Origin of the sequence: Ruegeria sp. HKCCD7303, assembly GCF_013111185.1 — a bacterium.
GTDB lineage: Bacteria > Pseudomonadota > Alphaproteobacteria > Rhodobacterales > Rhodobacteraceae > Ruegeria.
The window spans coordinates 274,500-287,440 of sequence record NZ_WVRE01000004.1; the positions used below are offsets into that span (position 1 = coordinate 274,500).

Sequence of the window (12,941 nt, forward strand, 5' to 3'; positions counted from 1 at the left end):
CTGTAGGATTTGGGCATGAAGAAAATGCTTTTGTTACTGTGCGTGCTGGTCGCTGGCTGCGACGCGGTCCGGTCCACGACTGACCGCGTTTTCGGAAGAGACGATGCGCCTGCGCAGACCGTTACCGAAACGGAGTCCACGACATCGGTTTCAGAAGAAGTGTTGGAGCCCGAGCCTGTATCTGCGCGCCCCACCTGGGCCGGGGCAAAAACCAGTATCGCCGGGCTGGGTGATCCAACCACGCCCGGGCGATGGATGCAGACACCTTTGGTCAAAAGCGAGGTAACGGCGCGCGTTGTGGTGCCAAGAACCGGGTCGCAGGCTTACATCACTCTGGTTCCGATCCCGGGCCCAGCCAGCGGTGGCAGCCGGTTGTCGCTGGACGCCATGCGGGCTTTGTTGGTGCCGCTGGATGAACTGGTCGAGGTCGAGGTCTACGCCAACTGATCCTTCAGGTATTTGCCAGCTTCACGGCGGGCAAATGGCTTCATCGCGTTGCCGTATTCTTCCAGAAATGCAATCACGCGATCTGGGTCATGTTTGGACAGCTCACGCAGCCACCAAGCTATGGACTTCTGAATGAACCAGTCGCGATCCGGGACATATCCGGCAGCCCAGCTTAGAATACGGTCGCGGCGCAGTATGTCTTCGGGCTTGGGGTGGTTCTGCTTGGTCCAAGGCAGGGTCGCAACCATCGCCGCGCGGCGGGTCCACATGTGGTTGGATTGGGTCCAGCCTTCAACCTCTTCCAACCGTTCGGGGCTGGCCGTCAGGCGCTTTTGCATCGCCACGCTGGCATGATCGGCAATGGCCCAGGCGTCGAAATCCGGCAACCAACTTTGCAGCAAGGCCCAAACTTCTTGGTCGGGGCGGATACGGGCTTGGGTCAGCAGTTTGGCCGCTGCAATCCGGCCTTCGTGAATATTGGTTTGCCACAGTGCGCCAGCGAGGTCGACGCGTTTGAATACGTCCAGCTCTTGCCGCCACGCTTTGGTCAAGTCGTTGAGCACTGGGTTTCCAACGCCCAGATATGGGCGGTCGGTCTTGTGATAGGCCGCCATCTGCTGGGCGCGTTCGGGGTCGGCATGGGCCTGCAGCGCGGCCAGCGCTTCGTCCATTGTCATTGTTCCAGCTTATGGAGCAGATGCGCGTGCACTATAGGCCATTCCGCGGCAACGATCGAATATACTGCCGTGTCGCGCAGCGTGCCGTTGGACATCACCATATGGGCCCGAAGGATGCCATCCAGCTGCGCGCCGAGCCGCTCTATGGCCCGTCGCGACTGAAAGTTCATCCGATGGGTTCGGAACTCGACCGCATTGCAAGAAAGATCCTCGAAGGCGTGGCGCAGCATCAAGAACTTCGCTTCGGTGTTCAGCGGGGTGCGCTGGACAGCGCGCCCGATCCAGGTCGACCCGATTTCGACACGCCGGTTGACCTCATCCGTGTTCATGAAGGTGGTCATGCCCACCGGAGTGCGGTCGGGGGTCATCACGGTAAAGGGCTGCATGTCGTGCAACCCGATGCGGCGGGTAATTTCAGCCTCCATCCCTTTGACAGTAGGAATAGAGGTATACCAAAGTTGTCCCAAATCTGCCGCCGAAGCCTTCAGCGCTTCGGCATGTGCAATATTCAGCGGCTCCAGCCGAACGTGATCTCCGGCAAGGGTGACAGGGGCAGGCCAGGTCATTCCACTGTGACCGACTTGGCCAGATTGCGAGGTTGATCCACGTCTGTGCCTTTGGCAACGGCCGTGTGATAGGCAAGCAGTTGCGCGGGAACGGAATACAGAATAGGCGCAAGGCTGCTGTGAACGTGGGGCATTCGGATGGTGCTCCAAACACCGTCACCAGCTTCCGTTATACCGTCATCATCTGACACCAGGATCACTTTGCCTTTTCGGGCCATCACTTCCTGCATGTTCGACACGGTCTTGTCGAAGACAGTGTCACGCGGGGCCATGACCACCACGGGCATATGTTTGTCGATCAGGGCAATGGGCCCATGTTTCAGCTCACCCGATGCATAACCTTCGGCGTGGATATAGCTGATTTCCTTGAGCTTCAGCGCGCCTTCCATTGCAAGCGGATACATCAGGCCACGGCCCAGAAACAGCACATCGCGGGCTTCAGACAACCTTTGGGCGGCTTTACGGATCGCCCGGTTCTGATCCAGCGCCGCGTTCAAAATAGTCGGTAATCCACGCAGTGCCGCAGCATGATCGGCGATTTCTTCATCGGTCAACGTGCCCCGGTCAGCAGCAGCCTTGAGTGCCAGCATCAGCAGTACACTGAGCTGACAGGTAAAGGCCTTTGTCGAGGCAACGCCGATTTCAACACCTGCATGAATCGGCAGGGCAATATCGCTTTCGCGGGCAATCGAGCTTTCCGGCACGTTTACAACCGAAACAATCTTGTCAGCTTTACCTTCGCAATAGCGCAAGGCGGCCAGCGTATCGGCGGTTTCTCCTGACTGGCTGACGAACAGCGCCAGGGTGCGCCCGGTGATCGGAGGCTCGCGGTAACGGAACTCGCTGGCGATATCGACCTCGACCGGCATCTTGGCCAGTTGTTCGAACCAGTATTTCGCGGTCAGACAGGCGTAGAAAGCCGTGCCGCAGGCCACCATGGTCAGACGGTCCAGCTTGGTGAAATCCAGCTCGGTGTCCGGCAGCACAACGCGGTCACCGCCGGTGGGCAAGTAAGATCGGATAGCCTCGGCCACGACGATTGGCTGTTCGGCAATTTCCTTGGCCATGAAGTGCTTGTGCTCGCCCTTGTCAGCGCGTGCGTGATCCAGCTTGATCTTGCGCTTTTCACGGTTGGCTAGCTCACCGGCCTCATTGCGGATTTCCAAAGAGGTGCGGGTCAGAACCGCGCGGTCTCCTTCTTCAAGATACGTGATCTGATTGGTCAATGGCGCTAAGGCAATGGCGTCAGACCCGACATACATCTCACCATCCCCGTGGCCGATGGCCAGCGGCGACCCCTTGCGGGCAGCAACGATCAGGTCGTCCTCTCCGTCGAACAAAAACGCCAACGCAAAAGCGCCTTCGAGTTGATCGATCGTTTTGAATGCGGCTTCAACCGGCGACATGCCCGAGTTGAGGTGATGCTCGGTCATCAAGGCAACGGTTTCGGTATCCGTTTCGGTCTGAAAATCGACGCCATGCTGGGCCAGTTCGGCCCTTAGGTCGCGGTAGTTTTCGACGATGCCGTTATGAACCACGGCCACAGGACCTGCTTTGTGCGGATGCGCGTTGTTGACCGAGGGCGCGCCGTGTGTGGCCCAACGGGTATGACCGATACCGGACTTTCCGGGCAGCGGCTCGTGCACCAACAGGTCGCTGAGGTTGACCAGCTTGCCGACCGCGCGCCTGCGGCCCAGCGCGCCATCATTCACAGTAGCAATTCCGGCACTGTCATAGCCGCGATATTCCAGCCGTTTCAGGGCCTCTACCAGAATAGGGGCCGCCTCGTGCTGCCCCAAAACACCTACAATTCCACACATATCTCAGGCCTCTTTATCGCGGCGAGCCTTCTTCGCCTTTAACATATCAAACAATTTACGCGCATATCCGGGCTTGTTTTCCTGCTTGGCGCGAGCCACAGCCAACGCGTCAGGTTCCACATTCTTGGTCACGACAGTGCCCGTTGCTGTCATTCCGCCGTCGCCTACGGTTACGGGGGCGACAAGCATGGTGTTCGACCCGATAAACACGTTCTCACCAATGGTGGTCTTGTGCTTCATCACGCCGTCATAGTTGCAGGTGATTGTTCCTGCGCCGATATTTGTTGCAGCACCCACAGTCGCATCGCCGATATAGCTGAGGTGGTTGACCTTGGCACCTTCGGCGATTTCAGCGTTCTTGATTTCGACGAAGTTTCCAACCCGCGTGTTTTCGGCCAACTCGGCGCCGGGGCGCAAACGGGCATAGGGCCCAATGATCGCGCCGCGACTGACATGGCACCCTTCCAGATGCGAAAACGCCCGGATCGTCGCGCCGCTTTCAACCGTGACGCCGGGACCAAACACCACATTGGGTTCGATCACTGTATCGCGCCCGATCACAGTGTCAGCGGCCAGATAAACCGTCTCAGGGGCCATCAAGGTGACACCCATGTCTAAAAGCTCAGCACGTGCGCGGGCCTGGTACACGGCATCCGCGGCGGCAAGATCCGTGCGCGAGTTCACCCCCAGTGTCTGGGACTCGTCACAGGCGACGGCGGTCACGTCCAAACCACGGTTGCGGGCAATTTCCACCACGTCAGTCAGGTAGTATTCATCGGAAGCGTTGTCGTTTCCGACAGCATCGATCAGCGAAAACAATAGTTTTGCGCTACAGGCAAGAAGTCCGGAATTACAGAAGGTTACAGCACGCTCTTCATCAGTGGCGTCCTTGAATTCGACGATGCGTTCCAGGCTGTCGCCCTTCATCACCAACCGGCCATAACGTGCTGGGTCGGCGGCTTCGAACCCCAGAATGACCAGATCGTTTGTCGACCGTGCCTCGATCATCCGTTCCAGCGTGTCGGGTTGCAGAAACGGGGTGTCGCCATAAAGGACGACAACATCGCCATCGAACCCCTCTAGCGCTTGTCGGGCCTGCGCGACTGCGTGGGCAGTGCCCTGCTGTTCTTCCTGAACTGCGATCTGCGCCTCTTCGTCTTCGCCCTGTGCCGCCTTAGCCACAGCTTCCGACCCGTGGCCGGTGACGATCACGGTGCGGTCGGGCGACAGAACGGACCCGGCGCGCATCGCGTGGACAAGCATCGGCACTTGGGCGATGGGGTGCAGGACTTTGGGAATATCCGAATTCATCCTGGTGCCTTTTCCGGCGGCAAGGATGACAAGGGCAATGCTCATGAAATCGTTTTCTCTTTGTGTTTTGTTGCCGACCGTTTTATCCGCTGAGGGCAAAGGCGCAAGCCGTTCGGCCATCAAACAAGATTGCCGATTGAAACAGGACACGGCGAAAACCTGCCGAATAAGGAGGCGATATGCGCACCGTCATATTCGATTTGGACGGCACATTGGCGGACACGTCAGGCGATTTGCTGGCCGCAGCGAACCATTGTTTTCGCGAAATGGGGCACGGCGATGTGCTGGTCCATGGACAGGATGCTGGTATAGCGCTGCGCGGTGGCCGCATGATGTTGACCCACGGTTTAAAACGCGTGGGTGCCTTTGATGAGAATACGGTCCACGCCTATTACCCGGTTCTGCTTGAAGCCTATGCGCAGGACATCGACACCCACACCAGTTTTTATCCCGGCGCGTTGCAAGCGGTCGAGATGTTGAGCAAGGCGGGGTACGGTGTTGGCATTTGCACCAACAAACCTGAACATCTGGCCGAATTGTTGCTGAACCGCATGGGTGTACGAGACCGCTTTGCCTCATTGGTCGGTGCCGACACGCTGCCGGTGCGCAAACCTGATCCGGCGCCACTCCGCGAAGCTGCGCGTCGCGCCGGGGGCGACCCTGATTGGTGCGTGCTGATCGGAGACTCGGATACAGACCGCAACACCGCCAAAGCCGCAGGGGTTCCATCTGTTTTGGTGACATTCGGACCGTCAGGGGATGACATGGCGGCATTGGAACCCGAAGCCCTGTTGCACCACTTCGACGATTTGCCGGACCTCGTGCCCGATCTGATAGGTGCGGCAGCCTGAAACCTTGACCGGACTCACTCGGAGCCCCAGAAAAAGACCATGACCGAAACATTTACTGGCAATTTCACGCAGCAGGAACCCCTTCCCGAGGACGCGATAGAGGCGGCTCTGGCCGTTCTGCGCCACGGGCGTCTGCATCGCTATAACGTGGCGGCGGGCGAATTGGGGGAAACGGCTCTGCTGGAGCAGGAATTTGCGGCGCAGATGGGGGCGAAATACTGTCTGGCTGTGTCATCTGGCGGATATGCTCTGGCCACCGCCCTTCGCGCGGTTGGAGTTCAGCCCGGTGATCCTGTCCTGACCAACGCCTTCACGTTGGCCCCGGTGCCGGGGTCGATTGCTTCGGTTGGGGGGCGGGCCATCTTTGTGGGCGTGACCGAAAATCTTACCATCGATTTGGATGATCTTGAGCGCAAACTGGATCAGGCGCGCGTGCTCATGCTCAGCCATATGCGGGGCCACCTGTGCGACATGGACCGACTGATGCAGATGTGCGATGCCGCCGGGGTGATCGTGATCGAAGACTGCGCGCATACTATGGGTGCAGCCTGGCGGGGCCAGTTGTCAGGGCGGCAGGGCGTGATCGGCTGTTATTCGTGCCAGACTTACAAGCACGTGAATTCGGGCGAGGGCGGTTTGCTTGTCACCGATGACGAGGAGTTGGCGGCCAAAGCCACAATGCTGTCGGGATCCTACATGCTGTATGAGCGCCATCTGGCCGCACCGGGGCCCGAGGTGTTCGAGCGGATCAAATACACGACGCCGAATGTCTCTGGCCGGATGGACAATTTGCGTGCTGCAATTCTTCGCCCGCAATTGCGCGATCTGGACCGTCAGGTGGAGCGTTGGAATGAGCGCTATCGCGAGATCGAAACCGGTTTGCGCGGAACGCCGGGCCTGACCATAGTTGAGCGGCCCGAGGAGGAAACCTATGTCGGATCTTCGATCCAGTTTCTGCTGCTGGACTGGTCGTCCGAGGGGGTTGCCGACGTGATCAGCCGTTGTGCGGCGCGAGGGGTCGAGTTGAAATGGTTCGGAGGGGCCGAGCCAACCGGGTTCACATCACGCTATGACAGTTGGCGTTATTTCGACAGTGAGCGTATGCCAGAAAGCGATCGTGTTCTGGCTGGCGTCATGGACATGCGTGTACCCCTGACGTTTTCACTGGAAGATTGCCAGATGATTGCGCGGATAATCCGGACCGAGGTGGGCGCGGTCTATCTGTCGTAACCATGCGGAGTGCGCCTGCGGCGCACGCTCAATCTTTTGCAACGCCGCCCTTGTTGGGCGGCGTTTTGCTTTGGTGTGCTCACAAAGATTGACCGGGCACGAATTCGCTGATACTGATTTATTGAACACTTGTTCATTAACGCGGAGGGAGGACGCAGATGTTCATGGCCACGATGAAGTTCGATCTGGGTGAGGATGTGAATGCCCTGCGCGAAATGGTGCATCGCTGGGCGCAGGAACGGGTCAAGCCCATGGCGGCTGAGATTGACCTGAACAACGCTTTTCCGAATGAGTTGTGGAAAGAGATGGGCGAACTTGGCCTTTTGGGCGTCACCGTGCCCGAAGAATATGGCGGTGCAGGTATGTCCTATCTGGCGCATACGATCGCGGTCGAAGAAGTCGCGCGTGCCTCGGCATCGGTTTCCCTGTCATACGGGGCGCATTCGAACCTCTGCGTGAACCAGATCAAGCTGAACGGCAGTGAGGAGCAGAAGCAGAAATACCTGCCGCGCCTGATCTCGGGTGAGCATGTCGGCGCGCTGGCCATGTCGGAACCGTCAGCTGGATCGGACGTTGTGTCGATGAAGTTGCGGGCGGAGAAGCGGAACGATCATTACCGTTTGAATGGCAATAAATACTGGATCACCAACGGACCGGACGCGGATACACTGGTGGTCTATGCGAAGACAGATCCGGATGCCGGGTCAAAGGGGATCACGGCCTTTCTGATCGAGAAGGAAATGAAAGGGTTCTCGACCTCACCTCATTTCGACAAGCTAGGGATGCGCGGGTCGAACACGGCTGAACTAATCTTTGAAGACGTTGAAGTGCCGTTCGAGAACGTGTTGGGCGAAGAGGGTAAAGGCGTGGCCGTGCTCATGTCGGGGCTGGACTATGAACGTGTGGTTCTAGCCGGGATCGGCACCGGCATCATGGCCGCCTGTCTGGACGAAGTGATGCCCTATCTGGCCGAGCGCAAACAGTTCGGCAAACCCATCGGAAGCTTCCAGTTGATGCAGGGCAAGATCGCCGACATGTACACGGCGATGAACTCGGCTCGGGCTTATGTTTATGAGGTCGCCAAGGCCTGTGATCGGGGCGACGTGACGCGTCAGGACGCGGCGGCGTGCTGTCTGTATGCCTCGGAACAGGCGATGGTGCAGGCGCATCAGGCGGTTCAGGCGCTGGGCGGGGCCGGGTTCTTGTCGGATTCGCCGGTCAGCCGGATTTTCCGGGATGCCAAGCTGATGGAGATCGGCGCTGGCACTAGCGAGATTCGCCGGATGCTGATCGGCCGTGAAATGATGAGCGAAATGCTCTGAGAAAAGACGCCCCGCAGACGAGGTCACTGCGGGGCGCTTTTGAGATGGGATTAGAATTTATGGACGTAGGAAATGCCGACCAGGAACGGATCGATTTCTGCGGTGCCGATATTGGTACCGTTCAGCGATACGTCCGAGTCGATGTCGAACCAGCGTACGTTCAAACGGACTGCGCCGTTATCGCTGACCATGTAGTCCAAACCGGCCTGCAGCGAGACACCGAAGGAGTCATCGACCTTGAGATTGCCCAAAGCGGTCTGTTCATCGAAGAAGATGGTATAGTTCAGACCGGCACCCACATAGGGTTTCCAAGCGCTGTTGGTCGGGAAGTGGTAGTTCAACGACAGTGTGGGCGGCAGGTGCTTGACTGTGGCCGCATCAACACCGCCAAGGGCGATGGTGTGTTTGAACGGAGTTGCGGCCAGCAGTTCGATGCCCAGGTTGTCACGGATGAAATATTCAGCGGTGAAGATCGGGCGTGTATCTGCGTCAATCGTCGCAGGTGCGCCAGCGATCGTGCCGTTGTCGGATTTCGGGTCCAAATAACCCACACCGATGCCGACGGTCCAATCTCCTTGCGATTGGGCGAATGCAGGGGCGGCCATCGCCACAAGGGCGGTGGACAGGGTCAATGCGGCGAGTTTCTTGGTCATATTCTTGCCTTTGGTTCTGTTGATGGGACTGGAGTCGCAGACTGGCGTCCGGGTCGCCCTGATCTGCATCAAATTCCGGTGACTGCGGGACCGGATGAAATCTGGTTAAGTGCAAGAGAAACAAGGGAGTTTCACGGTGCTAAACGCTGAGCGCATACCGGGTTTGCGCCCAGGGGGTGGCTGGGACGTGCCTGCGCAATTGAACATGGCGTGGCAATGCCTGCGCCATGCTGATGATCAGGTGGCGTTGATTGATTTGACCGGTACGGATGCACGCCAAGTCACCTGCGGACAGCTGGCTAATATGTCGGATGATCTGTCCCGCGCCCTGCTGCGCCGTGTGCAGCCCGGAGACCGCGTCGGCGTGCTGCTGAGCCAGTCCGCCTGGTGCGCCGCAGCCCATCTGGCCATCTGGAAGATCGGAGCGATCTCTGTCCCGCTGTTTAAATTGTTCAAGCAGGATGCCCTGAGGTCGCGGGTCGGAGATGCGGGCGCCAAAATTGTGCTGACCGATGCCGAAGGGGCTGCACTGCTGGGCGATTTGGCCGAAGCTCTGATTGCATCAGAAATTGGTGAGGCTGGCGCACCCGTTCCATTCGCCGACACCGGTCCCGAGGACCCAGCGGTGCTGATCTATACCTCAGGTACCACAGGAAGCCCAAAGGGCGCGCTGCATGGGCATCGTGTGCTGACCGGGCATTTGCCGGGTGTCTCGATCAGTCATAACCATTTGCGTGAGGGCGATTGCCTGTGGACACCGGCGGATTGGGCATGGATCGGCGGTTTGTTCGATGTGCTAATGCCGGGCCTGGCGCTTGGTATTCCCGTGGTCGCGGCGCGGCTTGAGAAATTCACGCCCGAAGCCTGCGCCGATATTGTCGCGCGCGGCGGAGTGCGCAACGTGTTCTTCCCACCCACGGCCTTGCGAATGCTGAAAGCGGCAGATCAGAGTATTCCCGGCCTGCGCTCGGTCGCGTCCGGGGGCGAGCCCTTGGGGGTCGAGATGCTGGCCTGGGGGCAAAAAGCGTTTGGTCTGACGATCAACGAGTTCTACGGCCAGACCGAATGCAATATGGTGGTGTCCTCTTGCGCCGAGGATTTCCCAGTGCAGCCCGGTTGTATCGGCAAACCCGTGCCGGGGCATGACGTGGCGGTGATCGACGAAGACGGCAATCCGACGACCGAGGAAGGCGACGTGGCGATCCGGCGCGGGTCCGCCTCGATGCTGCTGGAATATTGGAAACGGCCCGAGGCGACGGCTGAGAAATTCCGGGGCGATTGGTTGATCACCGGAGATCGAGGCGTTTGGGAGGGTGAGTTCCTGCGCTTTGTTGGTCGCGACGACGACGTGATTACCTCAGCCGGATACCGCATCGGCCCTGCCGAGATCGAGGATTGCCTGCTGACCCATCCCGCGGTGGCGACAGTAGGTGTGGTCGGCAAGCCCGACCCGCTGCGGACCGAGATCGTCAAGGCGTATGTGGTGCTGAAACCGGGGGCTCAGGCTGCAGAGCGTGAGTTGCAGGATTGGGTCAAAGACCGTTTGGCGCATTACTCTTATCCGCGCGAAGTGGCGTTTCTGGAGGAATTGCCGATGACGGTGACGGGGAAGGTGATCCGGAAAGAGTTGAAGGCTCGGGCGGCGGGGGAGACCGACAATGAATAAGATTCTGCGGCGTCTGTCAGGGTTAAAGTACCCCAAATATGGGGTGCCGCAGCCCTTAAGTGTTTTGAACACTATGGTTGGCAGTGAGGAGTACGAGCCAGCTGTAAGGTGTGGCAATTGCGAAGCTTGGCTGCGCGTTAAGTCCAAGAATGGGGTTTTTCATTTCTTACTACTGTTTTTTCTGATGACGCTGCCTTTGCCTTTCGTGGCACTGGATGAGATTAGTATCAATTTGAACAACCCTGAAGGGCTGTTGAATTGGCCCCTCTCGTCTTCTGCAGAGAGCGTAACCTTCTACATAATTTACTTCGCAGTGGTGGTCTTGCCCATAAGTAATCGGGCATTGAAGGTGGATATCTAAAAATGAAACTCACATCAAAAGCCATGCCCGCCTCCGAGGGCTTCAAAGCAAACCGCGCCGCTCATCTCGACGCGCTGGCCCAAATCTCAGCTGCTGCCGAAGCGGCCCGGATGGGCGGGGGCGAGAAATCCCGCGCGCGGCATGAATCACGGGGCAAGATGCTGCCTCGGCGCAGGGTCGCGAACCTGTTAGACGCGGGCTCTCCGTTTCTGGAAATTGGTGCGACGGCGGCGCATGGGATGTATGGAGATGCCGCGCCTTGTGCCGGGGTTATTGCGGGCATCGGCCGGGTGCAGGGGCGTGAGGTCATGGTGGTCTGCAACGACGCCACCGTGAAGGGCGGCACGTACTACCCGATGTCGGTCAAGAAACACCTGCGCGCGCAGGAGATTGCTGAGGAAAACCATCTGCCCTGCATCTATCTGGTCGATAGCGGCGGTGCGAACCTGCCCAATCAGGATGAGGTTTTTCCCGACCGCGACCATTTTGGCCGCATCTTCTATAATCAGGCGCGGATGAGCGCGAAGGGGATCGCTCAGATCGCGGTGGTGATGGGGTCGTGTACGGCGGGCGGGGCTTATGTGCCCGCGATGTCTGATGTGACGATCATCGTGAAAGAGCAGGGCACCATTTTTTTGGCCGGGCCACCTCTGGTTAAGGCCGCGACGGGCGAGGTCGTCAGTGCCGAGGAATTGGGTGGGGGAGACGTCCACACCCGCTTGTCCGGCGTGGCGGATTATCTGGCCGAGGATGACGCCCACGCGCTTGCGTTGGCCCGGCGCGCGGTTGGGTCGTTGGGCGGTGCCGAACTTAAGCGTGGCCTACAGTTTGAAACGTCGGAGGAACCTGCGTACGACCCTGAGGAAATTCTTGGCGTCGTCCCTGCTGATCTGCGCACGCCCTATGATATCCGCGAGGTGATTGCACGTTTGGTCGATGGCTCTCGGTTCGATGAGTTCAAACCGCGCTTTGGCGACACGCTGGTAACTGGATTTGCCCATGTCAAAGGGTGTCCGGTCGGGATCATTGCCAACAACGGCGTTTTGTTTTCTGAGGCCGCCCAGAAGGGCGCGCACTTTGTCGAGTTGTGTTCGCAGCGCAAGACGCCGCTTGTGTTCCTGCAGAACATCACCGGCTTCATGGTGGGGCGGAAATACGAAAACGAAGGTATCGCCCGGCACGGGGCCAAGATGGTGACTGCGGTGGCGACGACCTCGGTGCCGAAGGTCACGATGCTGGTGGGCGGCTCGTTCGGGGCCGGGAACTATGGCATGGCTGGTCGGGCCTATCAGCCAAGGTTCTTGTGGACATGGCCAAACTCGCGCATTTCGGTGATGGGCGGTGAGCAGGCGGCGGGCGTTCTGGCCACCGTCAAACGTGACGGGATCGAACGGCAGGGCGGCACTTGGTCGGCTGAGGAAGAGGCCGAGTTTAAACGCCCAACGCTGGAGATGTTCGAAGAGCAGTCCCACCCGCTCTATGCCTCGGCGAGGCTATGGGATGACGGCATCATCGATCCGCGCAAGTCGCGCGACGTTCTGGCCCTGTCGCTGAGCGCGGCGCTGAATGCACCGATTGAGGAGACACGTTTCGGCGTGTTCAGGATGTGAGATGAGCGTTTGTGTGAATGATGTCGTGGCGCGCTATCCAGGCGCGCAAACCTTCAAGTTTGGCGACAATGCTGAATTGAGCGCTGAGCTGTTGTCTCTGGTGCGAACGGGTCGGAAAACGGCGACTTGCGGAGCTTTGCGTGACTATCCCGAAGACAGCCCGGCGAAGCCTGTCGTGGGGCGACGTGATATCGCACTGGAATGGGATGATCGCCCGGCATTGGTGATCGAAACGGTCGACGTGGCGATCTGTCGGTATTGCGACGTGACCGAAGATTTTGCGTTGGCCGAAGGCGAAAATGAGACCCTTGAAGGGTGGCGTGAGCACCACCGCCAGTATTTTGAGCGCAATGGCGGGTTTGATCCCAAGATGGAATTGCTCTGCGAACGGTTCCGCCTCATCGAAGATCTAGCGTCTGAGGAGTAA

13 protein-coding genes are annotated in these 12,941 nt (G+C 58.9%); 8 read left to right on the forward strand and 5 right to left on the reverse strand.

Features of this window, described 5'->3' with window-relative positions; translation table 11 throughout:
* Window positions 1–15 precede the first annotated feature (15 nt).
* Window positions 16–447 carry a hypothetical protein gene (locus tag GS630_RS13150; protein WP_171712051.1) on the forward strand — a complete coding sequence of 144 codons (432 nt, stop codon included), beginning with the start codon at window positions 16–18 and terminating at the stop codon, window positions 445–447.
* Here the strand turns inward: GS630_RS13150 and GS630_RS13155 are convergent.
* From GS630_RS13155 to glmU, 4 genes are read right to left on the reverse strand one after another with little or no spacing between them, the layout of a single operon-like run.
* On the reverse strand, window positions 435–1,124 hold the full coding sequence (locus GS630_RS13155; protein ID WP_171175204.1) for a DNA alkylation repair protein: 690 nt from the start codon (window positions 1,122–1,124) through the stop codon (window positions 435–437). The two genes, GS630_RS13150 and GS630_RS13155, sit on opposite strands and share 13 nt — an antisense overlap.
* The gene (locus GS630_RS13160) at window positions 1,121–1,690 is read right to left on the reverse strand and encodes a GNAT family N-acetyltransferase (protein ID WP_171620661.1); all 570 of its coding nucleotides are present in this window, start codon (window positions 1,688–1,690) and stop codon (window positions 1,121–1,123) included. Before GS630_RS13160 ends, GS630_RS13155 begins: the two co-directional genes overlap by 4 nt.
* Window positions 1,687–3,510 carry a glutamine--fructose-6-phosphate transaminase (isomerizing) gene (gene glmS, locus GS630_RS13165; RefSeq protein ID WP_171175200.1) on the reverse strand — a complete coding sequence of 608 codons (1,824 nt, stop codon included), beginning with the start codon at window positions 3,508–3,510 and terminating at the stop codon, window positions 1,687–1,689. Before glmS ends, GS630_RS13160 begins: the two co-directional genes overlap by 4 nt.
* Window positions 3,511–3,513: 3 nt before the next feature.
* Window positions 3,514–4,866, reverse strand: coding sequence for a bifunctional UDP-N-acetylglucosamine diphosphorylase/glucosamine-1-phosphate N-acetyltransferase GlmU (gene glmU, locus GS630_RS13170; RefSeq protein ID WP_171175198.1), 1,353 nt, complete (start codon window positions 4,864–4,866; stop codon window positions 3,514–3,516).
* Between the two features lie 134 nt (window positions 4,867–5,000).
* On the opposite strand from glmU, the gene GS630_RS13175 reads away from it, so the two are divergent.
* From GS630_RS13175 to GS630_RS13185, 3 genes are all read left to right on the forward strand, one after another.
* On the forward strand, window positions 5,001–5,672 hold the full coding sequence (locus GS630_RS13175; protein WP_171237278.1) for an HAD-IA family hydrolase: 672 nt from the start codon (window positions 5,001–5,003) through the stop codon (window positions 5,670–5,672).
* A 39-nt stretch (window positions 5,673–5,711) separates the two neighbouring features.
* Window positions 5,712–6,902, forward strand: coding sequence for a DegT/DnrJ/EryC1/StrS aminotransferase family protein (locus GS630_RS13180; protein WP_171175193.1), 1,191 nt, complete (start codon window positions 5,712–5,714; stop codon window positions 6,900–6,902).
* Window positions 6,903–7,060: 158 nt separating this feature from the next.
* The gene (locus GS630_RS13185) at window positions 7,061–8,224 is read left to right on the forward strand and encodes an isovaleryl-CoA dehydrogenase (RefSeq protein WP_171175191.1); all 1,164 of its coding nucleotides are present in this window, start codon (window positions 7,061–7,063) and stop codon (window positions 8,222–8,224) included.
* A 50-nt stretch (window positions 8,225–8,274) separates the two neighbouring features.
* On the opposite strand, the gene GS630_RS13190 is transcribed toward GS630_RS13185, so the two are convergent.
* The gene (locus tag GS630_RS13190; RefSeq protein ID WP_171175189.1) at window positions 8,275–8,877 is read right to left on the reverse strand and encodes an OmpW family protein; all 603 of its coding nucleotides are present in this window, start codon (window positions 8,875–8,877) and stop codon (window positions 8,275–8,277) included.
* Between the two features lie 136 nt (window positions 8,878–9,013).
* Here GS630_RS13190 and GS630_RS13195 point away from each other — a divergent pair, with 136 nt between their 5' ends.
* The 4 genes from GS630_RS13195 to GS630_RS13210 are packed head-to-tail and all read left to right on the forward strand — an operon-like array spanning window position 9,014 to window position 12,941.
* A complete protein-coding gene (locus tag GS630_RS13195; protein WP_171620663.1) occupies window positions 9,014–10,543 on the forward strand; it encodes an AMP-binding protein in 1,530 nt (509 codons plus the stop codon).
* Complete coding sequence (locus tag GS630_RS13200) at window positions 10,536–10,904, forward strand: hypothetical protein (RefSeq protein ID WP_171620665.1); 369 nt, start codon at window positions 10,536–10,538, stop codon at window positions 10,902–10,904. The genes GS630_RS13195 and GS630_RS13200 overlap by 8 nt, the downstream gene beginning before the upstream one ends.
* 2 nt (window positions 10,905–10,906) lie before the next feature.
* Window positions 10,907–12,514 (forward strand): carboxyl transferase domain-containing protein, encoded by a 1,608-nt coding sequence (locus GS630_RS13205; protein WP_171620667.1) that lies wholly within the window; start codon window positions 10,907–10,909, stop codon window positions 12,512–12,514.
* A 1-nt stretch (window position 12,515) separates the two neighbouring features.
* Complete coding sequence (locus GS630_RS13210; RefSeq protein ID WP_171620669.1) at window positions 12,516–12,941, forward strand: ASCH domain-containing protein; 426 nt, start codon at window positions 12,516–12,518, stop codon at window positions 12,939–12,941.